The 24,116-nt window shown below is 67.5% G+C and carries 20 protein-coding genes; 17 read left to right on the forward strand and 3 right to left on the reverse strand.

Features of this window, described 5'->3' with window-relative positions:
* Positions 1–10: 10 nt before the first annotated feature.
* The 9 genes from DFQ59_RS05570 to acpS all read left to right on the forward strand — a co-directional run bounded on the left by DFQ59_RS05570 (position 11) and on the right by acpS (position 8,532).
* A complete protein-coding gene (locus DFQ59_RS05570; RefSeq protein ID WP_425451006.1) occupies positions 11–1,447 on the forward strand; it encodes a DegQ family serine endoprotease in 1,437 nt (478 codons plus the stop codon).
* Between the two features lie 366 nt (positions 1,448–1,813).
* The gene (lepA, locus tag DFQ59_RS05575; RefSeq protein ID WP_170142051.1) at positions 1,814–3,616 is read left to right on the forward strand and encodes a translation elongation factor 4; all 1,803 of its coding nucleotides are present in this window, start codon (positions 1,814–1,816) and stop codon (positions 3,614–3,616) included.
* A gap of 1 nt (position 3,617) precedes the next feature.
* Positions 3,618–4,424 (forward strand): signal peptidase I, encoded by an 807-nt coding sequence (gene lepB, locus DFQ59_RS05580; RefSeq protein WP_114278701.1) that lies wholly within the window; start codon positions 3,618–3,620, stop codon positions 4,422–4,424.
* Between the two features lie 278 nt (positions 4,425–4,702).
* The gene (locus DFQ59_RS19770; protein ID WP_170142052.1) at positions 4,703–5,077 is read left to right on the forward strand and encodes a DUF4845 domain-containing protein; all 375 of its coding nucleotides are present in this window, start codon (positions 4,703–4,705) and stop codon (positions 5,075–5,077) included.
* A complete protein-coding gene (gene rnc, locus DFQ59_RS05590) occupies positions 5,074–5,754 on the forward strand; it encodes a ribonuclease III (protein ID WP_245937198.1) in 681 nt (226 codons plus the stop codon). The genes DFQ59_RS19770 and rnc overlap by 4 nt, the downstream gene beginning before the upstream one ends.
* Positions 5,747–6,649 carry a GTPase Era gene (era, locus tag DFQ59_RS05595; protein WP_114278703.1) on the forward strand — a complete coding sequence of 301 codons (903 nt, stop codon included), beginning with the start codon at positions 5,747–5,749 and terminating at the stop codon, positions 6,647–6,649. Before rnc ends, era begins: the two co-directional genes overlap by 8 nt.
* Positions 6,650–6,677: 28 nt before the next feature.
* A complete protein-coding gene (gene recO, locus DFQ59_RS05600) occupies positions 6,678–7,412 on the forward strand; it encodes a DNA repair protein RecO (protein WP_114278704.1) in 735 nt (244 codons plus the stop codon).
* Complete coding sequence (gene pdxJ, locus DFQ59_RS05605; RefSeq protein ID WP_114278705.1) at positions 7,409–8,146, forward strand: pyridoxine 5'-phosphate synthase; 738 nt, start codon at positions 7,409–7,411, stop codon at positions 8,144–8,146. Before recO ends, pdxJ begins: the two co-directional genes overlap by 4 nt.
* Complete coding sequence (acpS, locus tag DFQ59_RS05610; protein ID WP_114278706.1) at positions 8,146–8,532, forward strand: holo-ACP synthase; 387 nt, start codon at positions 8,146–8,148, stop codon at positions 8,530–8,532. Before pdxJ ends, acpS begins: the two co-directional genes overlap by 1 nt.
* Here the strand turns inward: acpS and DFQ59_RS05615 are convergent.
* Genes DFQ59_RS05615 through DFQ59_RS05625 form a run of 3 tightly spaced genes read right to left on the reverse strand, consistent with a single transcriptional unit; the run spans position 8,510 to position 14,396 of the window.
* The gene (locus DFQ59_RS05615) at positions 8,510–11,359 is read right to left on the reverse strand and encodes a response regulator (RefSeq protein ID WP_114278707.1); all 2,850 of its coding nucleotides are present in this window, start codon (positions 11,357–11,359) and stop codon (positions 8,510–8,512) included. The genes acpS and DFQ59_RS05615 overlap by 23 nt on opposite strands.
* Complete coding sequence (locus DFQ59_RS05620; protein ID WP_114278708.1) at positions 11,356–12,372, reverse strand: ABC transporter substrate-binding protein; 1,017 nt, start codon at positions 12,370–12,372, stop codon at positions 11,356–11,358. Before DFQ59_RS05620 ends, DFQ59_RS05615 begins: the two co-directional genes overlap by 4 nt.
* Positions 12,373–12,401: 29 nt before the next feature.
* Positions 12,402–14,396 carry a TonB-dependent receptor plug domain-containing protein gene (locus DFQ59_RS05625; RefSeq protein ID WP_114278709.1) on the reverse strand — a complete coding sequence of 665 codons (1,995 nt, stop codon included), beginning with the start codon at positions 14,394–14,396 and terminating at the stop codon, positions 12,402–12,404.
* 149 nt (positions 14,397–14,545) lie between these two features.
* Here DFQ59_RS05625 and cysM point away from each other — a divergent pair, with 149 nt between their 5' ends.
* The 8 genes from cysM to DFQ59_RS05665 all read left to right on the forward strand — a co-directional run bounded on the left by cysM (position 14,546) and on the right by DFQ59_RS05665 (position 24,115).
* Entirely contained in the window at positions 14,546–15,439 is an 894-nt protein-coding gene (gene cysM, locus DFQ59_RS05630; protein WP_114278710.1) for a cysteine synthase CysM, read from the forward strand.
* A gap of 30 nt (positions 15,440–15,469) precedes the next feature.
* Positions 15,470–17,554: a hypothetical protein gene (locus DFQ59_RS05635; RefSeq protein ID WP_114278711.1), complete on the forward strand. Its 2,085-nt coding sequence runs from the start codon at positions 15,470–15,472 to the stop codon at positions 17,552–17,554.
* Positions 17,555–17,631: 77 nt separating this feature from the next.
* The gene (locus DFQ59_RS05640; RefSeq protein WP_114279193.1) at positions 17,632–18,264 is read left to right on the forward strand and encodes a YdbL family probable chaperone protein; all 633 of its coding nucleotides are present in this window, start codon (positions 17,632–17,634) and stop codon (positions 18,262–18,264) included.
* A 33-nt stretch (positions 18,265–18,297) separates the two neighbouring features.
* Positions 18,298–19,107: a 3'-5' exonuclease gene (locus tag DFQ59_RS05645; RefSeq protein WP_114278712.1), complete on the forward strand. Its 810-nt coding sequence runs from the start codon at positions 18,298–18,300 to the stop codon at positions 19,105–19,107.
* A gap of 51 nt (positions 19,108–19,158) precedes the next feature.
* Positions 19,159–20,493, forward strand: a complete 1,335-nt coding sequence (gene rlmD, locus DFQ59_RS05650; RefSeq protein WP_114278713.1) for a 23S rRNA (uracil(1939)-C(5))-methyltransferase RlmD — start codon at positions 19,159–19,161, stop codon at positions 20,491–20,493.
* Entirely contained in the window at positions 20,487–22,697 is a 2,211-nt protein-coding gene (gene relA / locus DFQ59_RS05655) for a GTP diphosphokinase (RefSeq protein ID WP_114278714.1), read from the forward strand. Before rlmD ends, relA begins: the two co-directional genes overlap by 7 nt.
* A gap of 90 nt (positions 22,698–22,787) precedes the next feature.
* A complete protein-coding gene (gene mazG / locus DFQ59_RS05660) occupies positions 22,788–23,591 on the forward strand; it encodes a nucleoside triphosphate pyrophosphohydrolase (RefSeq protein ID WP_114279194.1) in 804 nt (267 codons plus the stop codon).
* A complete protein-coding gene (locus tag DFQ59_RS05665; protein ID WP_114278715.1) occupies positions 23,588–24,115 on the forward strand; it encodes an NUDIX hydrolase in 528 nt (175 codons plus the stop codon). The genes mazG and DFQ59_RS05665 overlap by 4 nt, the downstream gene beginning before the upstream one ends.
* Position 24,116 lies beyond the last annotated feature (1 nt).

Below are 24,116 nucleotides of genomic sequence, written 5' to 3' on the forward strand. Positions count from 1 at the left end.
CGTGAAGCGAATTCCCCTATCCCGTGGTACGGCCCTGTGCACGGCCCTGCTGATCTGGTTGCTGGCCGGTGCCGGGATTGCCCAGGCCCGGGAGCTGCCCGATTTCACCTGGATGGTCGAGCGTTACGGCCCGGCGGTGGTGAACATCAGCACGACACAGAAGGTGAGCGGATCGCCGCACCTGCCTCCGGAGCTCAACCTGCCCGATCTGCCCGAGGACTCCCCCCTGCGGGATTTCCTGCGCCGCTTCTTCGGCGAGGACGGGGAAGGGGGTGATGAAGGGACCTTCAACTCCAAGTCCCTGGGCTCCGGGTTCGTCATCTCCCGGGACGGCTATCTGCTGACCAACTATCACGTCATCCGGGACGCCGACGAGATCATCGTGCGTCTCAGCGATCGCCGGGAACTGATCGCCGAGCTGATCGGCAGCGACGAGCGCAGCGACCTCGCCCTGCTCAAGGTGGATGCCGATGATCTGCCTGTGGTCGACGTGGGCAGTTCCGAGGATCTGAAGGTCGGCGAATGGGTGCTCGCCATCGGTTCGCCGTTCGGCTTCGATCATTCGGTCACCGCCGGCATCGTGAGCGCCAAGGGACGCAGCCTGCCGAACGAGAACTACGTGCCCTTCATCCAGACGGACGTGGCCATCAATCCGGGCAACTCCGGTGGCCCCCTGTTCAACCTGGACGGCGAGGTGGTCGGGATCAACTCCCAGATCTACAGCCGCACGGGCGGTTTCATGGGGCTGTCCTTCGCCATTCCCATCGACATGGCCATGCAGGTGGTGGACCAGCTGAAGACCCAGGGCTACGTCTCGCGCGGCTGGCTCGGCGTCCTGATCCAGAATGTGACCCGGGACCTGGCCGAGTCTTTCGGCATGGATCAACCCCGCGGCGCCCTGGTGGCCCAGGTGATGCCGGACAGCCCGGCGGCCAAGGCCGGAATCCAGGTGGGTGATGTGATTGTCGAGTTCGACGGCCATGTCGTGGACAAGTCCTCCGAACTGCCGCCGCTGGTGGGCGCCACGAAGGTGGGCAACTCGGTGCCGGTCAAGCTGATACGGGCCGGCAAGCAGCGGAATCTCAAGATCGAGATTGGCGAGCTTCCCGAGGAGGAGTCCATTGCCGCGGGTGGCGGAAAACCCGAACCCTCGCCCATCGAGGACAGCCGGTTCGGCTTGACGGTCGCCGATCTCAGTGACGAGCAGCGGGAGGCCCTGGGGGTCGAGCAGGGCGGTGTCATGGTGGAATCGGTCAAGCCCGGCGCGGCCCGCGCGGCCGGCATCCGCCAGGGTGACCTGATCCTGCGCCTGAACAACCAGGACGTGGAGAGTGCCGAGCAGTTCCGTGAGCTGATCAAATCTCTGCCCGGGGGAAAATCGGCCGCGCTCCTGGTGCAGCGGGATGGGAGTCCCCTGTTCCTGGCCCTGCGTGTTCCGGCGGGGTGAATGACGGTGTCCGGCCCGGGCTCAGCCCGGGTCGGGTCTGTTGATTGTGCGCCTTAAATAAGCTCGAAAACCAATTGAAATAAAAGCAGTTAATTGCTGAACTCACACGTTTTCCCATTGGCTGCACCGGAACCGCCGGCCACCCGCCGGCATCGCCCCGGCTTGTTCCTCGCCAAGGCGAAATACGTTAGAATCCGCTCCTTTCGGGGATCCAGAACCTGTTTTGCGCGGTTGCGGCAGCGACTCCCACCGCCCGGCAGACCGTGAGCCGGCCTTCATGCCGCTCCGCAGTCCTGCACGGAAGTGTCTGAAGCCCCTCTCCATCAGTCCCGACCAAGAACCGGATTCCAGGATCGCCGACACGCCGTGAGTGCACTGAGCCACATTCGCAACTTCTCGATCATCGCGCATATCGATCACGGCAAATCCACCCTGGCCGACCGTCTGATCCAGAACTGCGGCGGCCTGGCCGATCGCGAGATGTCCGCGCAGGTGCTCGACTCCATGGACCTGGAGCGGGAGCGCGGCATCACCATCAAGGCCCAGAGCGTCTCCCTGCGCTACCAGGCGCGGGACGGGCGGAACTACCTGCTCAACTTCATCGACACCCCCGGCCATGTGGACTTCTCCTACGAGGTCTCCCGTTCACTGGCCGCCTGCGAGGGGGCGCTGCTGGTGGTGGACGCCGCCCAGGGAGTGGAGGCCCAGACGGTCGCCAACTGCTACACCGCTTTCGAGCAGGGGCTCGAGGTCCTGCCGGTGCTGAACAAGATCGACCTGCCCCAGGCGGAGCCCGAGCGGGTCATCCAGGAGATCGAGGAGATCGTGGGTATCGAGGCGGACAACGCCTCCCGGGTCAGCGCCAAGACCGGTCTCGGGGTCGATGAGCTGCTCGAACGCATCGTCGCCGACATCCCGCCGCCTCAGGGGGATCCGGAGGGTACCCTGCGCGCCCTCATCATCGATTCCTGGTTCGACAACTATCTCGGCGTGGTGTCGCTGGTCCGGGTCATGGACGGCACCCTGCGGCCCGGCGAGAAGATCCGCGTCATGTCCACCGGGCGGGATCACCTGCTCGACCAGGTGGGCATCTTCACTCCCAAGCGGACCCGTACCGAGGCCCTGCGCGCCGGTGAGGTGGGCTTCGTCGTGGCCGGCATCAAGGACATCAACGGGGCGCCCGTGGGGGACACCCTGACCCATGCCAACCGCCCCGCGGACAAGCAGCTGCCGGGCTTCCAGAAGGTGCGCCCCCAGGTCTTTGCGGGGCTGTTTCCGGTGGATTCCGACGATTACGAGGATTTCCGCGACGCCCTGGCCAAGCTGAGCCTGAACGACGCGGCGCTGTTCTACGAGCCGGAGACCTCCACGGCGCTCGGCTTCGGCTTCCGCTGCGGTTTCCTGGGCATGCTCCACATGGAGATCATCCAGGAACGCCTGGAGCGGGAGTACGAAATCGACCTCATCACCACCGCCCCGACGGTGGTTTTCGAGGTGCTCACCACGGCCGATGAGGTCATCTCGGTGGACAACCCGGCGACCCTGCCGGAGCCGGGCCGCATCCGCGAGATCCGGGAACCCATCGTGGAAGCCCACATCCTGGTGCCCCAGGAGCACGTGGGCAACGTCATCGGCCTGTGCGTGGAGAAGCGCGGCGCACAGAAGCGCATGCAGTATCTCGGCAACCAGGTGACCCTCACCTACGAGTTGCCGATGAACGAAGTGGTGCTGGATTTCTTCGACCGGCTCAAGTCGGTGAGCCGCGGCTACGCCTCGCTGGAATACAGCTTCAAGCGGTTCCAGGCCGCCGACCTGGTGAAACTCGATATCCTCATCAACGCCGAGCGGGTGGACGCGCTCTCGCTCATCGTCCATCGGGACAAGGCCTATAACCGCGGGCGTGACCTGGTGGAGAAGATGAAGGAGATCATTCCCCAGCAGATGTTCGAAGTGGCCATCCAGGCGGCCATCGGCAATCACGTCATCGCCCGCAGCACGGTCAAGGCCCTGCGCAAGAACGTCCTGGCCAAGTGCTATGGCGGCGACGTTTCGCGCAAGCGCAAGCTGCTCGAAAAGCAGAAAGCGGGCAAGCGGCGCATGAAGCAACTCGGCAAAGTCGAGATCCCCCAGGAAGCCTTCCTCGCCATCCTGCAGGTAGAGAAAAAATAATATGAGCCTTGATTTCCCAACGCTGCTCGTGCTCGCCACCTTCCTGACCGGTGGAATATGGGCCCTGGACGCCCTGTTGTGGGCGCCGAAACGCCGCTCCCTGGCCACGGAGGAGGGCGGTACGGCCGCCGCAGAGCCAGCCCGTGAGCCGGTGGTGGTCGAATACGCGCGCTCCTTCTTCCCGGTCGTGCTCGCCGTTCTGGTGCTGCGGTCCTTCGTGGTGGAGCCGTTCCGGATTCCTTCCGGCTCGATGATGCCCACCCTGCTCGTGGGCGACTTCATCCTGGTGAACAAGTTCGCCTACGGCATCCGGCTGCCGGTCCTCAACAGCAAGGTGCTGGAGGTGGGCGAGCCAGAACGGGGTGACGTGGTGGTCTTCCGCTATCCCCAGGATCCGGGCGTCGACTACATCAAGCGGGTGGTCGGTGTGCCCGGGGATCGGGTCGCCTACTACAACAAGACTGTCTATATCAACGGCCAGCCCGCCGGGCAGGATTCCCTCGGGATCTACCAGGGGGAGGGGGCGGGAGCCGTGATGACCGGCGCCGAGGAGCGCATGGAACTGCTCGACGGGGTATCCCACCATATCCTCGTGCGCAACGGTCAGCCTTCCGTCGAGGGCGAGTTCGTGGTCCCGGCCGGCCAGTACTTCGTGATGGGGGACAACCGCGACAACAGCAATGACAGCCGTTACTGGGGAACGGTTCCCGAAGAGAACCTGGTGGGCAAGGCATTCCTGATCTGGATGAACTACGACGGCGAGGCCGGGGGCGTTTCCTGGTCCCGCATCGGGTCCGGCATCGATTGATGTCCGGCCGCGAACACCGGGAGTGACCGAAGGCATGTTCGCCCGGCGGCCCCGGGCGGATGTGGCCGGGGCCGCCGGCCTGCGGCTTGCCTCGGGGCGTCGCAGCGTATAGCTTTTCCCGTGTATGCAGCGTTGCCGTAGAGGGACCAACGGCCCCCGGCGTCATTTTCGTGACCGGTGGTTCGGGTTCCCCCCGACCAGCGGCGCCGTGCGGGCCTGCAGGATCAAGCGCAGGCGTTATACTCGATCCCAACCCCGACCACCGCAGGAGAATGACCATGGGAACACGCTTCAGCCAGAGAGGAATGACCGCCATCGGGTGGCTGATCATCCTGGGGCTAGTCGCTTTCTTCGCGTTGCTGGTACTGCGTCTGACACCGGTCTACCTGGAGCACTACAAGGTCACGAGCGCACTGCAGTCGCTGCACGAGGAGCCCTTCATCACCCGCAAGACCAATCACGAGGTCATGAACCTGTTCATTCGCCGGATCAGTATCGATGATGTTGATCGGGTGCGGGAAGGGAACGTCAAGATTGAAAACCGGCAGGGCAAACTCACCATCCGGGTGACCTACGAGGTTCGCATTCCCATGGTCGCCAATATTGATGCGGTGGTCAGCTTCGACGACAGCGAGGAATTCGTGGCTCAGTGACAAGACCACCGATCGATCCACTGTTCCGCCACCTGGGCCACAGATTTCACCAAACCGAACTCCTCGAGTGCGCGCTGACGCATCGGAGTTTCCGCAAGGACAACAACGAGCGGCTGGAGTTTCTCGGCGACGCCATTCTCAGCTTCGTCATGGCCGAGGAACTCTATCGCCGGTTTCCGCAGGCGAAAGAGGGTGAGCTGAGCCGGTTGCGCGCCAGCCTGGTCAAGGGTGAGACCCTGGCTGTCCTGGCCCGGGAGTTCGGGCTGGGGGACTACCTGCTGCTCGGCTCCGGAGAGCTGAAAAGCGGTGGTTACCGCCGCGAATCGATCCTGGCCGACGCGCTGGAAGCCGTCATCGGCGCAATCTATCTCGACGCCGGCATGGAGTGCTGTCGCGGATGCGTGCTGGAATGGTACGCCGAACGCCTGGATGCCCTGTCGCCGCAGGGGACTCTGAAGGATCCCAAGACCCGCCTGCAGGAGTATCTGCAGGCTCACCGTCTCGCCCTGCCGACCTACCTCGTCGATTCCGTCGAGGGAGAGGCGCACGCCCAGGTCTTTCGGGTGGAGTGCCGGATCGAGGGCCTGGACATGACCACGCGCGGTACGGGCAGCAGCCGGCGACGCGCCGAGCAGGAAGCTGCCCGCATCGCTCTCAGGAATATCACCAATGAGTGAACCGGAAGCCCGCCGCAGCGGTTTCGTCGCCCTTGTCGGGCGTCCCAATGTGGGCAAATCGACCCTGCTCAACCGGCTCCTCGGGCAGAAGATCAGCATCACTTCGCCGAAGCCCCAGACCACCCGCCACCGGATTCTCGGGATCAAGACGGAAGGTGCGGTGCAGACGGTGTACGTGGATACGCCGGGTGTCCACCAGGGCGGAAAACGCGCCATCAACCGCTACATGAACCGCGCCGCGCTGAGCACCCTGGCGGAGGTGGACGTGATCGTGATGCTGGTGGACGGCCTGCGCTGGACCGACGAGGACGCCCAGCTCCTGAAGCGCGTCATGGAGGCGGGGCGGCCGGTGATCCTGGCGGTGAACAAGGTGGACCGCATCGCGGACAAGACCCGGCTGCTGCCCCACCTGCAGGCGTTGGCCGCCAAGGCCGGGTTCCTCGATATCGTCCCCCTGTCGGCCTACTCCGGCGACAATCTCGATGTCCTGGAGAAAATCATCGCGAGCCAGTTGCCCGAGGGGGACTGGCTGTTCGATGCCGACCAGCTCACCGACCGCAGCGAACGGTTCCTCGCGGCCGAAATCGTCCGGGAAAAGCTCATGCGCAGCCTGGGGGATGAAGTGCCCTACGCGCTGGCGGTGGAGCTCGAGGAGTTCCGCGAGGAGGAGGGCCGGCGCAGCATCAGTGCCGTCATCTGGGTCGAACGCTCCGGGCAGAAGGCCATCGTCATCGGCAAGGGCGGGGAACAGCTCAAGGAAGTGGGCCGCCAGGCCCGTCACGACATGGAGAAGCTGTTCGACGCCCATGTCTTCCTGCGCCTGTGGGTGAAAGTCCGTGAAGGCTGGTCCGATGACGAACGGAGCCTGGCCAGCCTCGGATACCAGAACGACTGACGTCCCCCACTGAACCGGACCGGTACCCATGTCCGAGCGGGTAAGCCTGCAGCCCGCCTACGTGCTGCATCAACGTGCCTATCGCGAAACCAGCCGGCTGCTCGAGGTGCTGACCCGCGATTACGGACGCATCGGCATCGTGGCCCGTGGCGCCCGTCGCCCCGGCTCGCGGGTACGCCCCTTGCTGCAGCCATTCGTACCGCTGCTCCTGTCCTGGTCGGCGCCCGGAGAGCTGGCGACTCTCACCGGCGCCGAATCGGCGGGAAGGGCGCTGCACCTGCAGGGGGATGCCCTGGTCTGCGGGTTCTACCTCAACGAGCTGCTGCTGCGCCTGCTGACGCGGCACGATCCGGCTCCCGAGCTGTTCTCCGCCTACCATGACGCCCTCGGCAGGTTGCAAACCCATGGCTGCGACCCGACAATACTGCGTCGGTTCGAGAAACGGCTCCTCGATGTCCTGGGTTACGGCCTGCAGCTGCACGAGGATGCCCGGGGCGAGGCCCTGTCGGCCGACGGGCACTACCACTATGAACCGGAACGGGGAGCGATCCCGGCCGGTGCGGATCGCGACACTCCGACGGGCGGAATAACCATCCTGGGCCGCTGTCTGCAGGCCCTGGCCGCGGACACGCCGCTTGACGAGACCTGCCAGAAGCAGGCCCAGCGCCTCCTGGCCTCGATCCTTGCCCCCCACCTGGGTCCGCGGCCCCTGAAAAGCCGGGACCTGCTGATCCGGACCCGCAGAAGGAGGACCACCGAGTGACTGGGCAGAGCCGTCTTCTGCTTGGCGTGAACATCGATCATGTCGCCACCCTGCGCCAGGCCCGGGGAACCCGCTTTCCCGATCCCGTCCAGGCGGCCGCCGAGGCCGAGCTGGCGGGTGCGGACGGCATCACCGTGCACCTGCGCGAAGATCGCCGGCATATCCAGGAACGGGACGTGGAGCTGCTGCGGCAGACCCTGCAGACCCGGATGAACCTGGAAATGGCGGTCACCGACGGGATGCTGGCGATTGCCGAGCGCTACCGCCCGGAACACTGTTGCCTGGTGCCGGAGAAACGCCAGGAACTGACCACCGAGGGCGGACTGGACGTGGCGGGACAGCTTCCCCGGGTGCGCGATGCCTGCGCGCGCCTGGCGGCGGCGGGGATCGAGGTCTCCCTGTTCATCGATCCCGATCCCGTCCAGATCGATGCCGCGGTGGCCGCCGGCGCACCCACTGTCGAGATTCATACCGGGCGTTACGCCGATGCCGCCGATGCGCCCGGCCGCGCAACGGAACGGGAGCGCGTGGCCGCGGCGGTGCGCCACGCCGCTGCGGCGGGGCTGGTCGTGAATGCGGGCCATGGCCTCAACTACCTGAATGTCCACCCCATTGCGGCCATGCCCCAGCTCAACGAGCTCAACATAGGTCACGCCATCATCGCCCGGGCGGTCATCACGGGGCTGCGCGAAGCGGTCGCGGAGATGCGCCGGCTCATGGACGCGGCGCGGTGATGAGCATTGCGGGTATCGGGACCGACCTGGTGGAAGTGGCGCGACTGGCGCGGGGCCTGCAGCGCTTCGGCGAGCGCTACAGCAGCCGTATCCTGGCCGGCGCGGAACACGAGGAGTTCCGTCGTGCAGCGGATCCCGGACGGTTCCTGGCCAAGCGCTTTGCCGCCAAGGAGGCGTTTGCCAAGGCGCTGGGTACCGGCTTCCGCGACGGCATCAGCCTGCGCCAGCTGGCGGTGGTCCACGACGAGATGGGGCGGCCGGGCATCCAGTGCAGCGGAGCGGCCCTGGAGCGGCTGCGGGCGATGCGGGCCCGGGACTGCCACCTCAGCATTTCCGATGACGGTGCCTACGCGCTCGCGTTCGTCATTTTGACCGCTGCTCCCTGAGCGTCGCCACACTCTCGCCGGCTGCCGCGAGAACCGCGTGGGCGGCAGCGCGGAAAGCGGTATGGGCGAAAGCGATTGCCGCGTCGTCGTCCTTTGCCAGCAGCGCCCGCTCGAGGCGCTCGGCGGATGCCTTCAGCTGGGGAACGCCGGTGAAGCAGGTACCGCCATGGACTCGGTGGACCAGTTCCCGCATCCGTGACAGTTCCCCACTCGCGTGGGCCTGGGCGATGGCCTCGACCTTCTCCCCCAGTTCCCCGACGAGCTGCTGCAATATCTCGTCGGCCAGTTCCCGGTTGCCGTTGGCCAGACGAACCCCGAGCTCATGGTCGATGACCGACATACCGGACTCCGGAGCCGGACCGGGAACCGGACCCGTTTCGGGACCGGTGTCCCTGGCGCCCGGCAATGTCAGCCAGCACTTCAGTTTCTCCGCGAGTTGACGGGAGTTGAAGGGCTTGGAAAGGTAGTCGTCCAGGCCCGCGGCCAGAAGTTTCTCCGCCTCACCGGCCATGGCGTGGGCGGTGAGCGCGATGACCGGGGTGCGTAGACCCTCCTTTTCCATGGCGCGCAATTCGCGGGTGGCGCTCACCCCATCCAGGTGCGGCATCTGGATGTCCATCAGCACGGCGTCGAAATCCTGCCCGCGCAGCACTTCGAGCGCCTCGACGCCATCGCAGGCCTGGCTTACCCGCAACCCGAGTTCCTCGAGCATGATGGTGGCGAGCTTGAGGTTCGCGGCATTGTCGTCGACCACCAGCACGGAGGGCGTGCTTCCGGGAGCGGAGGAGTCGTTGTCCAGGGCGCCCGGGCTGGCGGCAACCGGGCTGTCAGCCCGGCCCAGCAGGATGGCGACCAGCTCCCTGCGCAACCGCTGCTGCGAAACCGGCTTTGGCAGTATTGCGGCGGTCCCCAGCGCCTTGAGGCGTTCCCTGCACACCAGCTGGTGCGGGCTGGCGTTGGGCAGCAGTACGACCGGCGCGCCACCGTCCCGGCACAGGGTGCCGAGCAGTGCCTCCACATCGCTGTTGCAGGTGTCGCCCGCGGCCGTGCCGATCAGCACCAGCTCGATGGGGCGTCCCTGGGCGCGGGCGGTGTCCAGGTGCTCTGCGAGGCGATCGCGGTCATCGATTTCAGTCACCTGCATGCGCCAGCCGGTGAGCAGGTGCCGCAGCGCCGTGCGTACGAGGGGATGGGGCTCGCAGATCAGGGCGCGGCGGTCGGCGAGGCCGTCGGCATGCAGGTTGCGCACCGCGGGTCCCGTGGCACAGGTGAAAGTGAAGGTGAAGGTCGAACCACGGCCGAGTTCACTCTCCACGCTGATGGAACCCCCGAGCTGTTCCACCAGCTTCTTGGAGATGATGAGTCCCAGACCGGTGCCGCCGAACAGGCGCCTGGGCGAGCCGTCCGCCTGCTGGAACGGCTTGAACAGCTGCGCCAGCTGTTCCCGATCCATGCCGATGCCCGTGTCGGCAATGCTGATGCGCAGGGTTGAGTTCTCCTCGTTCTCCTCCTCCAGCATGACGCGCACGGCGACGCTGCCGCGGTTGGTGAACTTGATGGCATTGCCCACCAGGTTGATCAGGATCTGCTTCAGCCGCGTGGAATCGGTCCGAACGCGGTCGGGGACATCCGAGTAGAACAGCGAGATCAGCTCCAGGCCCTTCTGCCGGGCACCCGGCGCCAGCATGTACACCACGTCCTCCACCGCATCGCGCAGCGGGAAGTCGCTCACCTGGAGGGAGAGTTTTCCCGCCTCGATCTTGGAGAAGTCGAGAATGTCGTTGACGATGTTGAGCAGGTCCGAGGCCGATTTCTCGATGGTTGCCACATACTCGGACTGCACCCCGTTCAGCCGGGTCTTCTGCAGCAGTTCCGTGTAGCCGATGATGCCGTTCATGGGAGTGCGGATTTCGTGGCTCATGTTGGCCAGGAACTCGGATTTGACCCGGTTGGCGTCCTCGGCGCGCTTGCGCGCGATATCCAGCTCGATGTTCTGGATCTCGATGGTTTCCAGCGTCTCGCGCAGGTCGGCGGTGGCCTGGTCGATGTTCTCCTGCATTTCACTGCGTGCCGAGCCCAGGGACTCGGCCATGGCGTTCACCCCGGAGGCGAGGGTGTTCAGCTCGCCACCCCCCTCCGGCGGGACACGCGTATCCAGGTCGCCGGAACGGATCCGGTCGACCGCCCGGGTCAGGGCGAGGATGGGGTCGCTGACGCTGCGGCCGATGCGCAGGGCGACGACGGCGCTGATGGCCAGTACGCCAGCAAGCAGGATCGCGCCATTGATGATGGCCTGGTATTTCTTGAGCAGCGTGCCCGTGCGCGACACCTCGACGGCCACGGTCCCCAGCAGCCGCGTTCCCGTCGTGGACCGCGTGCCGGGGTCGGCCATTTGATCGGGAAAATCGGCAACCATGACGTTGCCGATCACGATGGGGGCATGGAATATGATCGAACGGCCGTTGCGCGCCTCGGACATGACCACGCCGCTGCGGGTGTCCACGAGCGGGCGATCATGGGGTGCGAATTCCGGTCCGGCACGGACCAGCAGCTGGAGGTCGGAGTCGTAGATGGCCGCGGCACGGACATCCTGCTCTTCCAGAATCGCGTTCACCAGGCCCTGGAGAATCTCCCCGTTGCCCGAGAAGACACCGTACTCCGCGGCGGGGGCGAGCTGCTGGACCAGCATCCGCCCGGTCTCGAGCATACCCTCCTCGAGATCATAGATGCGGATGGAGATGAAATAGGCGCTCAGGAGCAACGAGAGCACCAGCGTCGGGACCAGCGCCAGCAGCAGCACCTTGTGGCGGATGCCCCAGTTCTTCATGGCCGTCTCTCCTGCACGGCGTCCATCCGCCGGACCTGCCCGAGCAGATCGGCGTCATCCGGAAGGACGATGCCGAGCGAGCGGGTGACTTGGCGGTTCACGGCAATCTCGTACTCCTCTGGCGGCCGGGGCGGCGGCAGTCGCGGGGGAGTCATGGCGAATGCGTCGAGCAGCAGGCGCCCGGCCTGACGTCCAACCTGTACCGGCGTAGTGTACACCGCGGCGATCGCACCGGCCCTTACGTAGGCGCGGGAAAATCCGATCACGGGTATTTCGCGCCGGTAGGTCGCCAGCAGGATGCCCTGCACGCTGTACTGGTTGTAGACGACGGGATCGGGCAGTGCGAGCACCACATCCGAATCGTCGAGCAGGCCGAGGATGGCAGGCAGGGGATTCTCGTCCTCCCGGATATGCACCGGGTGCAGCCGCAGCCCATGGGTTGCCGCCACCGCTTCGAGCTCCGTCTTTTCCAGGGCCGACGAGGGTCCGAGCGGAACGGCTATGTCGCGGGCTTCCGGAAACGCGCTCTGCAGGAGATGGAGGGTCCGGGCGAAGGGCTGATCCAGGTAGATGGCGGATACCCGCTGGCGGGATGGTTCCGGCAGCTGTGAGACGAGGTGCCTGAACGTCAGCCGGGGAATGAGCAGACACAGCAGCGACGCATCCGGGGGCTTGGTCATCAGGCGCGCCGCCATGTCACTGCCCAGGGTCACCACCAGGTCGTAGCCGGTCGTATCGGGGAGTGGCTGGAGCTTGGACAGCTCGCGTACCACAAGCCGTGGCCGCGACTCCTCCGGCAGCGCAGCGAGGACCTGTTCCAGCCCCTCCAGCGTCTGGCCGTACACGCCACCGGCCACTTCCGTCATGACCAGGATGCGGGGCCCATCCGCGGCGAGGGCCTGGACGTGGAACAGTAGACCGACAAGCAACAGGAATACACACCCGCAGCCGTGGGTTGACGCCTGCTTCGCATCCTTGCTGTGGCAGCGCTGCCGGGTAGTCTGTGCGTCCATTGCCTCGGCCCGTGCGGTCGCCTCCGGTCTCAGTCCACTTGCAGGCTCAGCTGCAGGTAGGCCTGGGGTGCAAATGAATTCTGATAGACGAAATCGTGGTACTCACCGAGGACATTCTGCAACACCAGTTCCAACTGCCCGCGCACGCCGCCGGAATGCCAGGGTTTCGCCAGCCTGAGATCGAGGCGTCGTGCCGGCTCGACCGTACTGCCGTCGCCGAGCCAGGTCATGCCGCTGGTGAAACTGTACAGGAGGCTGGCCCGCAGGTCGTTGGGGAAGCGGTGGAACAGGAACAGGCTGGCGGTGTGGCGGGGTACGCTGCGGCTGTACTGCTCGCGGTGATCGTCCGCTTCGACCCGGGTGTAGGAGTAGGCCAGGCGCAGGCCGCTGTGGCGGTCCGGACGGTAGTCCAGCTGGGTCTCGATGCCGGTGAGGAGAATATCGTCATCGTTGACGAAATCCCATGCCCCGGGCTCCACCACATCCAACCAGGGGGGCAGGCCGGTCGCGGCGAAATACATTCCGATGACATCACTGAGTTCTTCCCTGAACAAACGGATATCGACCATCGTCCCGAGGTCGGCAAGCTCCAGATTATAGCCCAGTTCATAGGCCGTGATGCGCTCGGCATCGAGCTGACCGTTGGTGAGGATGGTCTGCTCGCAAAGCCCCAGCGATTCGATGCAGAAATGCTGATTGGCGAAGGCCTCGAACATCGACGGGGTGCGGGTGGCGGTGGACACCGACGTGCGCAGGGTATGGCCGGCCGCCACGCGGTAGTTGAACGCCAGGCGCGGGGCGAAGTCGGTGCCGGTAATGCCGTTGTTCTCCACCATGCCGCCGAGGTTCATCAGCAGGGCATCGCTCATGCGCCACTCGGCATTGCCGAACAGGCGATAGATGTCGTTCTCCCGGCCTGAGCCCGTACCCAGATAACTGTCGGAGTCGGCGCTGTCCAGCCGCGCGCTCCCGCCCCACACCAGGCGCAGATCGTCCGCGGGGCTCAGGGTGTGCTGGAGCTCAAGCTCCCAGCGCTCGGTGCGGACATCGAAATCCAGGGGCAGGTAGTAGCCGAAGTAGGGGCCGCCCAGGAACCCCTCGTTGGTATCCACGTAGGTGTGGAACAGCTGCACGGAGAGATCCGCGCCGGGCTCGAGGGCGCGCTCCCAGCGCAACTGCTGGAAATGGCTGTGGACCTTCGCATCCCGTGGCAGGTTGCCGCGCTCGCCGGGCGTGCCCCGGCCCCGCGGTCCCTGCAGGAAGCCGAACTGGGCCTGGAGAACGTCGTGATCGGAGAGGCGGTAGTCGCCGCGCAGGTTCAGTTGCCGCGATCGCCAGTCGTCCTGGCGCTCCCCGATGCCGGCGTCCTGGCGGTAACCCAGGCTGATCCGGTAGTCCAGGTCGCCGCGGCTGCCGCCGTGGCGGTAGAAGAGGTCACCGATGTCGTTGCTGCCCACGGTGGCCTGCAGGAACTCGCCGTGGGTCTCGGCGCTGTGGCGGGTGGTTATGCTGATGACGCCGGAAAAGGCGTTGGAGCCGTACGTGGCGGCATTGGGACCGCGGATGACCTCGATGCGCTGGATGTCCTCCATGGCCAACGGGAGGTCGGCCCACGGCACGCCGCCGAAGCTGGGGATATAGACCGAACGACCGTCCACCAGCACCTGCATGCGCCGTGCATAGGCGTCCCCGAGACCGTGATAGGTGGTCACGAACTGGTTCCCGCTGACCCGTCCCGTCTGGAACCCCGGCACCAGGCGCAGGAGATCCACCAGTTCCCGGGCCCCGCTGGCCTCGATCATCGCCCGGTCGATCACCGTGGTGGAGGCCGGCGCGTCGGCCGTGGGCTGGGCCAGCCGGGTGACCGACAGCACCACGGGCATCTCCGCGAGGAAGAGATCCTCGGTCAGGGGCAGGTCATGCTCCGCGGCGGCGGGCCACGGACCGGCCATGCAGCAGGCGGCGGCCAGCAGCATCCCCACGCGGCCGGGGTGGATGCTGGATTCATGTCGGTCGGGGTCCATGGTTTCGATCCCTGCGTGAGGGTTGCGTAACAGTATGATTGCATTGTGCGAACCGGACTGCCGCAGGTCAACGAATGACTGCACACTTCCGCTGGCCGGGGGTTCCGGGATATGGCTTTGTCGGGTTTATGGGGGCTAAACTGCGCCCCATGGACATTCCCACCATCGAGCAATATGTCGGCAATACTCCCCTGGTGCGCCTGCAGCGCCTCCCCGGGGAAACGTCCAACCTCGTCCTGGCCAAGCTGGAGGGCAACAATCCCGCCGGCTCGGTCAAGGATCGGCCCGCACTGAGCATGATTCGCCACGCCGAGGCCCGCGACGAGATCCGGCCGGGGGACACCCTGATCGAGGCCACCAGCGGCAATACCGGCATCGCGCTGGCCATGGCGGCGGCCATCAAGGGCTACCGGATGGTCCTCATCATGCCCGACAACATGAGCGTGGAACGGCGGGCGGTCATGAAGGCCTTCGGCGCCGAGATCATCCTGGTGTCCCGGGCGGAGGGGATGGAGGGTGCCCGCGATCTGGCCAAGTCCATGGAGGCGGAGGGCCGCGGCCGGGTGCTCGACCAGTTCTCCAACCCCGACAATCCGCGCGCCCACTACGAGGGTACGGGGCCGGAAATCTGGCGCGACACCGGCGGACGCATCACCCACTTCGTCAGCGCCATGGGCACCACCGGCACCATCATGGGCACCTCCCGCTACCTCAAGGAGCAGGATCCCGCCGTGCAGGTTGTGGGCGTCCAGCCCGCCGAGGGAGCCAGCATACCCGGCATCCGCCGCTGGCCGGAGGCCTACCTGCCGAGCATCTACGAACCGCTGCGGGTCGACCGGATCATCGACGTCGGCCAGGAGGAGGCGGAGCGGACCACCCGGGAGCTGGCGAGCCGCGAGGGCATCTTCTGCGGCATCTCCTCGGGCGGAGCCATCGCCGCCGCCCTGAGCCTGTCCCGAACGGTGGAAAACGCGGTCATCGTCGCCATCATCTGCGATCGGGGCGACCGCTACCTCTCCACCGAGGTCTTCCCGGCCACCTGACCCGTGTGGGGCGGCGCCCAGCCCGGACCGATGCCCCCGTGCCTCCGCCCACGCCATCCCGCCGCCGGCCTCCTGCTGGTGCTGGTGCTGTTGCTGGTGCCGGGGATGGCGGCTGTATGGGCCGTGGAGCGGCTGGGTCTCGATCTCGGGGCACTGTCAGGGCCAGGGTGGGAGGGGCGCGGCATCCATGCGCAGCTCGCCTGGGACGCCGAAGGCCGACTGACCCTCGCGGCGGACGTTGAGGCGCTCACGCTTCCTCCCGGGCTGCCCGCGGTCGATGCGCTCGAGCTCCGCTGCCCCGAACTCCAGTGGACCGCCGCCCGGGTCACCTGTGCGGCGGCCACCTTGCAGCTGCGCAGCCCGGACCTGGGCGACCCGGTGCTCCCCCTGGGCGTGACCTACAGCCCGGAGGAGGGGGAATTGCGCCTGCAGTTGCGGGACACCCGGTTCGCGGACGGCCGGATCCGGGGCCTGTTCCGGAGCCGGGGCGGACACTGGAGCCTGGAGCTGGATGCCGAGGAGGTGGCGATTGAGCGGCTCCTCGCGCTGTCCGGCACGACGCTGGCATCGGTCCGGGAATTCAATCCCTCCGGCCGCTTCAGCGGCAGTTTCAGGACCGGGGGCGGAAGTGCCCCGCAGCCGTTGACGCTCTCCGGACAGCTGCGGGGACTGAGCTACGAGGATGAGCAGGGACTCCAGGTCGGCCAGCAGCTGCGGGTGGATCTGCAGCTGCAGGCCGAGCCGGCCGGCGCGGGGTGGGCCGGCAGCGTGACGGGGCGGATCGATCAGGGTCAGATCTACTCCGACCCGGTATTCGCCGATTTCGCCCAGGCGCCGCTGCGGCTCCGGACCCGCGGCGGATGGCGGCCGCGGGAAGGGACCCTGACCCTCGCCGACCTGGAACTCGAGCAGGATGGACTGCTCCGGGTGAGCGGATCGGCCCGGCTGGACACCACCGCGACCGTTCCGGTGCAGCGGCTCGAGCTGACGGCCGAGAGCCCGGACCTGAGCCGCGCCTATCCAGGCTATCTGCAGCCGTTTCTCCTCGGCACGGCACTCGACGCCCTGGAGCTCGGGGGCGGCGGGAGCGTCAGCCTGGAGCTGCTCGACGGCCGCCTGGCGGCGGTCGACGCGACACTGCAGTCGGTGGACATCGCCGACGAACACGGCCGCTTCGCCGTGACGGGCCTGGCGGGGCAGTTGGCCTGGGCGGACACGGGCGAACCCCGGAGTTCACGGCTCAGCTGGGAGCGCGGGCAGGTGTACGCCGTGGAGCTGGGTGCCGCCACGCTCCATTTCGCGGCCGCGGGCGACCGGCTGGAGCTGCCGGAGCCCTTCGCGCTGCCCGTTCTCGACGGCCGGCTGCAGGTGGACTCCCTCCGGGTGTCGGGTCTCGGTGCGCCGGACCCGGAAGTGGGCTTCGAGGGCATGCTGACCCCCGTCTCCCTCCAGGCCCTGACCACGGCGCTGGGCTGGCCGGAGATGTCCGGGAAGCTCTCCGGCATGATCCCCGCCGTTTCCTACCGCGACGGGGTGCTGGGCGTGGACGGCGCGCTGCTGGTGCGGGTCTTCGACGGCAGCGTGGTGGTCCGCGACCTGCGCCTGGAGTCCCCCTTCGGCGTCATTCCGCGCCTGAGCGCCGATGTGGACCTGGACAACCTGGACCTGGATACGCTGACCCGGACCTTCGCCTTTGGTAACATTCAGGGCAGGCTTGGAGGCCGCATTCACGGGCTGCGCCTGGAGAACTGGGAACCGGTGGCCTTCGATGCCGATTTCCGGACCCCGCCCGGCGACCGCTCGCGCCACCGCATCAGCCAGCGGGCCGTCGACAACCTGACCAGTCTGGGTGGCGGTGTGGGTGGCGCCCTGTCGCGAAGCTTCCTGCGCATGTTCGAATCGTTCTCCTACGATGCCATCGGCCTGAGCTGCCGGCTGGCACGGGGCGTGTGCCGGATGGACGGCCTCGAGGAGAGCAACGGCGGATACACCATCGTCCGCGGCGGTGGACTGCCGCGTATCGACGTGGTCGGCTACAGCCGCGAAGTGGATTGGGACGTGCTGGTGCAGCGTCTGCAGCGGATCACCGAGCAGGGCCCGGCCGTTGTGGAGTAGGGGATGCCAATGCGCCGTCTGTCCGGCGCCGCAGTGACAGAATGGACCGGGAATACCCGGAACTGGAGGATGAAATCATGAACACCACGCGTCGGTTTCTGCTGCTGCCCATGCTGCTCCTGTTGAGCGCCTGCGTGACCATCAACATCTACTTCCCGGCCGCCGCGGCGGAGAAGGCCGCGGACCGGATCATCCAGGATGTCTGGGGCGAGCAGCCCCCCGGGCAGACTGCGCCCGAGGAGGGGAAGACCCCGGAATCCCCGGCGCCGGACAAGTCCTCGGCCCTGACCCCGGGCTGGCGCCAGGCGGCACTGGCGCTGCTGCTCACCCGGGCGATACCCGGAGCACACGCGGCCGAGGCCGACATCGACATCTCCACCCCCGCCATCCGCCGCATCCAGGATGCCATGAAGCAGCGCCATGAGCGGCTCGAATCCTACTACGCGTCCGGCGCCATCGGCGTCACCAAGGACGCCCTGGTGGCGATTCACGACCCCAAGGCCGTTCCCCTCCAGGCCCGCAACGAGCTCAAGCAGCTGCTGGCCGATGAGAACCGCGACCGCCAGGCCCTGTATGCCGAGATCGCCCGCGCCAACGGTCATCCGGAGTGGACGGATCAGATCCGCGACACCTTCGCCCAGCGCTGGGCGGACAATGCCCGCCAGCGCGGCTGGTGGTACCAGGACGGCAGTGGCGCCTGGCGCCGGTGACGCGGGCCCCATCCGCCTGACACGGCAGCAGTGATGAATCTGTTCGTATTCGATATCGAAACGGTGCCCGACCTGGACGGCGGGCGGCGGCTCCACGGGCTGGAGGGGCTCAGCGACAAGGACGTGGCGAATGTCATGTTCAACAAGCGCCGGCAGGAGAACGGGACCGAGTTCCTGCGCCTGCATCTGCACCGGGTGGTGGCCATCTCCGCCGTGCTGCGCAGCTCAGACCGGGTCAAGGTCTGGTCCCTGGGCGATCCCGACTCCGGCGAGGCCGAGCTGATTCAGCGCTTCTACGACGGCATCGACCGCTTCACCCCGACCCTGGTGTCGTGGAACGGCGGCGGGTTCGACCTGCCGGTGCTCCACTACCGCGCCATGCTGCACGGGATCAGCGCCCCGCGCTACTGGGAGACCGGCGAGGAGGACACCAGCTTCCGCTGGAACAACTACCTCAGCCGTTACCACACCCGCCATACCGATCTCATGGACCTGCTGGCCGGCTACCAGGCGCGCGCCTACGTGCCCCTGGACGAGATGGCCGGCCTGCTCGGTTTCCCGGGCAAGATGGGGATGAGCGGGGCCAAGGTGTGGGAGAGCTTCCAGGCGGGTGAGATCGGCCGCATCCGCGACTACTGCGAAACCGACGTCCTCAACACCTACCTGGTCTACCTGCGCTACCAGCTGTTCCGCGGCCAGCTACTGGAGAGCGCCCATGCCGCCGAACTGCGCCTGCTGGCCGATTCCCTGGCCGAGGAGAACAAGCCGCACCTGACGGCGTTTCTCGATGCCTGGCGGGCCGCGGACCCGTTTCTCCGGCGGGCCGGGGCAGCAAGCGCCTGAGCCTCCCGACCTGCCCCGCTCCGCGGCGGCGGACCACCTACCGACAGCACCATGGCACGAAAACGCAAGCAGAACCTTCCCCTCGATCCGGTCGAAACCGTGGTCGAGGATCTCTCCCACGATGGCCGCGGGGTGGCCCACGTGGAGGGCAAGACGGTGTTCATCCAGGGCGCCCTGCCGGGCGAACGGGTGTCGTTCACCTATCGGCGCCGGCGCGGCCGTTTCGACGAGGGCGTCGTGCATACCCTCATCGAGGCCGCCGCCGAGCGGGTGGAGCCCCGCTGCCTCCATTTCGGCTCCTGCGGCGGCTGCAGCCTCCAGCACCTGGCCCCGGAGGCCCAGCGGGCACGCAAGGAGCAGACGCTGCTGAGCAACCTGCGCCACTTCGGGGACGTGGCGCCGGAGACGGTCCTGCCGCCGTTGACCGGACCGCTCTGGGGCTACCGGCGCAAGGCCCGCCTGGGGGTGCGCCATGTCGCCAAGAAGGGCGGGGTGCTGGTGGGATTCCGGGAGAAGGGCAGCAGCTTCATCACCGAGATCGGCGCCTGTCCGGTGCTGGTGCCCCAGGTGGGGGAGCGCATCGGGGAGCTGCGTGCGCTCATCGGTTCGCTCGATGCCCGCGACGCCATCCCGCAGATCGAGGTGGCGGCCGGCGACGAGCACACGGTACTGGTGTTCCGCAACATGGTGCCGCTGGGCGAGGCCGACCGCGCCCGGCTGGCCGGTTTCGGCGCCGCGACCGGCCTGCACATCCAGCTCCAGCCGGCCGGGCCTGAGAGCGTCCACCCCCTCGGGCCCGGTGATGCCGTGGCGCTCACCTACCGGCTGCCGGCCTACGACGTGGAGGTGCTGTTCCGGCCCACCGACTTCGCCCAGGTGAACGCCGAGATCAACCTCGCCATGGTGGACCACGCCCTGGCGCTGCTGGAGCCCTCGGCCGAGGACCGCATTCTCGATCTGTTCTGCGGGCTGGGCAATTTCACCCTGCCGCTGGCCCGCCGCTGCGGCGCGGTGGTGGGCGTGGAGGGGGACGCCGGGATGGTCGCCCGGGCCGGCGGGAACGCGCAGCGCAACGGCATCGCCAACGCCGAGTTCCATGCCGCCGACCTGGCGGGGGACTTCAGCGCCGAACCCTGGGCCCGGGCCGGGTTCCACAAGGTGCTGCTCGATCCGCCCCGCACCGGCGCCCTGGAGATGGTCCGCCACCTGCCTGCCTTCGGTGCCGGCCGGGTCGTCTACGTCTCCTGCAATCCCGCCACCCTGGCCCGCGACGCCGGCGTGCTGGTGCGCGAAGGGGGATACCGGCTGGTGAGCGCGGGTATCATGGACATGTTTCCCCATACCACCCACGTGGAGTCCATCGCCCTGTTCGAGAAGCCATGGTAAAGGTCAAGGAGAGCATCCGCATCGACGCCGACCGGGAGATCACCCTGGAGGACTGGTTGGTGCTGCTGCGCCAGGAGCGTCCGGACCTCGCGCCCGATCGCCTGCGTGCCGCCTGTGCGCTGCTCCAGGACACGTTTCCGGACAGCGGCCCCGCGGGGGGGGAGGGCGGCGTCCTGGGCGAGGGACTGGCCATGGCCGATGTGCTCGCCGACATGCGCCTCGATCCGGAGACCCTCGCCGCCGCGCTCCTGTACCCCTGCGTGCGTGACGACGTGCTCGAGCTGGAGACGGTCACCGAACGGGTCGGCGAGGGCGTGAGCCGACTGCTGGGCGGGATTCGGCAGATGAACGCCATCCACGACATCTACCAGAACGCCGGCGATCGGCGCCGCGACGGCGGCCACGCCGAAAACCTGCGCAAGATGCTCCTGGCCATGGTCGAGGACGTCCGCGTGGTGCTGGTCAAGCTGGCCGAGCGGGTGGTCGCCATGCGCCTGGCCCGGGACGCCGACGAACCGGTCCGCCGCGACCTGGCCCGCGAGACCCAGGAGGTCTACGCGCCCCTGGCCAACCGGCTCGGCATCGGCCAGATCAAGTGGGAGCTGGAGGACCTCGCCTTCCGCTTCCTGGAGCCGGCCACCTACAAGCAGATCGCGCGCCTGCTGGAAGAGCGCCGGGTGGACCGCGAGCGCTACATCCGCCGCGTGATGGATCAGCTGCGGGAGTCGCTCGCGAGCGCCGGGATCCAGGCGGAGGTCCACGGCCGGGCGAAGCATATCTACAGCATCTGGCGCAAGATGCAGCGCAAGAGCCAGGATTTCCACCAGATCCACGACGTGCGCGCACTGCGGGTGCTGGTCGACTCCATCCCCGACTGCTATGCGACGCTGGGCATCGTCCACACCCTCTGGGCCCACATCCCCCGGGAGTTCGACGACTACATCGCCACCCCCAAGGAGAACGGCTACCGTTCCCTGCACACCGCGGTCATCGGCCCCGAGGGCCGGAACCTGGAGGTCCAGATCCGGACCCACGAGATGGACAGCGAGTCGGAGCTGGGCGTGGCCGCCCACTGGCGCTACAAGGAGGGCATGGCCTACGACTCCAGCTTCGAGGCCAAGATCGCCTGGCTGCGCCAGATCCTCAACTGGCAGGAGGAGCTGAGCGATACCGAGGCCCTGCTCGACGATCTGAAGAGCGCGGTGGTGGAGGAGCGGGTCTACGTCTTCACCCCCCAGGGCAAGGTGGTGGACATGCCCGTGGGCGCCACGCCGCTGGATTTCGCCTATCACATCCACACCGAGCTCGGTCACCGCTGCCGGGGGGCCAAGATAAACGGCCGCATCGTGCCGCTCACCTACCGCCTGCAGACCGGTGAGCAGGTGGAGATCCTGACCGCCAAGGAGGGCGCCCCGAGCCGCGACTGGCTCAATCCCAACCTCGGCTATCTCAACACCGGGCGGGCCCGGGGCAAGGTCCAGCACTGGTTCCGGCTGCAGGACCATGACAAGAACTGCGCCGCCGGACGCGCCGCCATGGAGCGCGAGCAGCAGCGTCTCGGCCTGGGTCCCATCGACTACGAGACCATCGCCGGGAAATACAACTTCAAGCGCGGCGAGGACCTCCTGGCGGCCGTGGGCGCCGGGGACATCCGCCCCGGGCAGGTGGTCACCGCGCACCAGGTCCTGCAGCGCCAGGAGCCGCCCCAGTCCGAGCTGCCCCTGCCCATCTCCCGGCCGAGCACGCCCACCTCCGACAGCGATGTCCATATCCAGGGTGTCGGCAACCTGCTGACCCACATGGCGCGCTGCTGCAAGCCGGTGCCCGGCGATGCCATCATGGGCTATATCACCCGCGGGCGGGGGGTCACCATCCACCGCCGCGACTGCCCGAACGTGCTGGAGTACCAGCGCCGCGAGGATGAACGGCTGATCGAGGTGGAGTGGGGCGGGCAGACCCGCAGCACCTATCCGGTGGACGTCTACATCAAGGCCTATGACCGCCACGGGCTGCTGCGGGACATCACCAGCCTGCTCGCCAACGATCGCATCAACGTGACCGCGGTGAACACCCTCTCGGACAAGGAGGGGAACACCGCCGACATGACCCTGACGCTGGAGATCAACGGTCTGGATCAGCTTGGCCGGGTGCTGGATCAGATCAACCAGCTGCCCAATGTCATCGAGGTCCACCGGCGCCACTGAACCGGGGGCCCGGTCCAGGCCGGAGGATGTGTCCGGCCAGCGCTTTCTCGCGCTCCGATGAGCGCAGGCGATACCGTGGAGGAGCCGCCGATGAATCCCGTGGAACAACTGCTGGAGGTGATGGCGGCCCTGCGCAATCCCGAGCGCGGCTGTCCCTGGGATCTCGAGCAGACCTATGCCAGCCTGGCGCCGCACACCCTGGAGGAGGCCTACGAGGTGGCCGAGGCCGCCGAGGCCGGCGATCTCGGCGAGTTGCGCGAGGAGCTCGGCGATCTGCTGTTCCAGGTGGTCTTCTACGCGCGCATCGCGGAGGAGGCGGACGAGTTCACCTTCGCCGATGTGGCCGCCGCCATCGTGGAGAAGCTCGTGCGCCGTCACCCCCATGTCTTCGGCGAAGCCGTGGTGGCCGATGCCGCCGAGCAGACCGAGGCCTGGGAGGCCCACAAGGCGGCGGAACGGCAACGCAAGGCGGCGGATCGCGGCACGGAGCATCTCCACAGCCTGCTCGACGGGGTGAGTCTCGCCCTGCCGGCCCTGACCCGCGCCCGCAAGCTCCAGTCCCGTGCCGCGCGGGCCGGTTTCGACTGGCCCGACATCGACGGGGTGTTCCGCAAGCTCGACGAGGAGATCCGGGAGCTGCGGGAGGCCCGGGCCGGGGCGGACGGGCCGGAGCGGGTGGAGGCGGAACTGGGCGACCTGCTCTTCACCTGCGTCAACCTGGCGCGCCATGCCGGGGTGGACCCGGAGCGCGCCCTGCGCGCCGCCAACCACCGTTTCTCCAGCCGCTTCCGGTACATGGAGGCGCGGCTCGCCGCGGAGGGCACGGCACCAGAACAGGCCGGCCCGGAACGGCTGGAACGGCTCTGGGCCGCGGCCAAGGACCGGCTGGGATGACCGGCCGCCGGTCCATCCATCGGGGCCGCGTGGTGGATCTCGGCATCGAGACCGTGCGGCGGCCGGACGGCCGCACGCTGGAGCTGGAGGTGGTGCGCCATCCCGGCGGCGCGGCCGTGGTGGCGCTGGACGCCGGGCGCAACGTCTGTCTCGTGCGCCAGTACCGCCACGCCACCGGCGGCTGGCTGTGGGAGCTTCCGGCCGGGAAGCTCGAGCCGGACGAACCGCCATTGGCCACGGCGCGCCGGGAGCTGGGCGAGGAGGCGGGGCTGCGGGCCCGTTACTGGCGTGCCCTCGGCAGCGTCCTGAGCACGCCCGGTTTCTGTGACGAGGTGATCCACCTCTACCTCGCCCGTGGACTGACGACGGTGGCCACGGAGCACCAGGAGGACGAGCTCATGGAAGTGCACTGGCTTTCCTACGCCGAGGCCCTGCGGCAGGCGCTCGACGGTCGCCTGCGCGACGCGAAGACGATCATCGGTCTGCTCCGCGCCCGTCCCCTGCTCGACGGGCGGGGAGACTGAG

This window comes from Thioalbus denitrificans (assembly GCF_003337735.1).
Classification (GTDB): Bacteria; Pseudomonadota; Gammaproteobacteria; order DSM-26407; family DSM-26407; genus Thioalbus; species Thioalbus denitrificans.

What these genes read in the sequence shown, in the direction of transcription:
- lepB (WP_114278701.1), top strand. Translation starts at nt 3,618, where the DNA reads ATGAGCCTTGATTTCCCAACGCTGCTCGTGCTCGCCACCTTCCTGACC.
- DFQ59_RS05620 (WP_114278708.1), bottom strand. Translation starts at nt 12,372, where the DNA reads ATGGACGCACAGACTACCCGGCAGCGCTGCCACAGCAAGGATGCGAAG.
- DFQ59_RS19770 (WP_170142052.1), top strand. Translation starts at nt 4,703, where the DNA reads ATGGGAACACGCTTCAGCCAGAGAGGAATGACCGCCATCGGGTGGCTG.
- DFQ59_RS05640 (WP_114279193.1), top strand. Translation starts at nt 17,632, where the DNA reads ATGAACACCACGCGTCGGTTTCTGCTGCTGCCCATGCTGCTCCTGTTG.
- DFQ59_RS05635 (WP_114278711.1), top strand. Translation starts at nt 15,470, where the DNA reads ATGCCCCCGTGCCTCCGCCCACGCCATCCCGCCGCCGGCCTCCTGCTG.
- rlmD (WP_114278713.1), top strand. Translation starts at nt 19,159, where the DNA reads ATGGCACGAAAACGCAAGCAGAACCTTCCCCTCGATCCGGTCGAAACC.
- acpS (WP_114278706.1), top strand. Translation starts at nt 8,146, where the DNA reads ATGAGCATTGCGGGTATCGGGACCGACCTGGTGGAAGTGGCGCGACTG.
- mazG (WP_114279194.1), top strand. Translation starts at nt 22,788, where the DNA reads ATGAATCCCGTGGAACAACTGCTGGAGGTGATGGCGGCCCTGCGCAAT.
- relA (WP_114278714.1), top strand. Translation starts at nt 20,487, where the DNA reads ATGGTAAAGGTCAAGGAGAGCATCCGCATCGACGCCGACCGGGAGATC.
- DFQ59_RS05625 (WP_114278709.1), bottom strand. Translation starts at nt 14,396, where the DNA reads ATGGACCCCGACCGACATGAATCCAGCATCCACCCCGGCCGCGTGGGG.
- DFQ59_RS05645 (WP_114278712.1), top strand. Translation starts at nt 18,298, where the DNA reads ATGAATCTGTTCGTATTCGATATCGAAACGGTGCCCGACCTGGACGGC.
- era (WP_114278703.1), top strand. Translation starts at nt 5,747, where the DNA reads ATGAGTGAACCGGAAGCCCGCCGCAGCGGTTTCGTCGCCCTTGTCGGG.
- DFQ59_RS05665 (WP_114278715.1), top strand. Translation starts at nt 23,588, where the DNA reads ATGACCGGCCGCCGGTCCATCCATCGGGGCCGCGTGGTGGATCTCGGC.
- recO (WP_114278704.1), top strand. Translation starts at nt 6,678, where the DNA reads ATGTCCGAGCGGGTAAGCCTGCAGCCCGCCTACGTGCTGCATCAACGT.
- DFQ59_RS05615 (WP_114278707.1), bottom strand. Translation starts at nt 11,359, where the DNA reads ATGAAGAACTGGGGCATCCGCCACAAGGTGCTGCTGCTGGCGCTGGTC.
- cysM (WP_114278710.1), top strand. Translation starts at nt 14,546, where the DNA reads ATGGACATTCCCACCATCGAGCAATATGTCGGCAATACTCCCCTGGTG.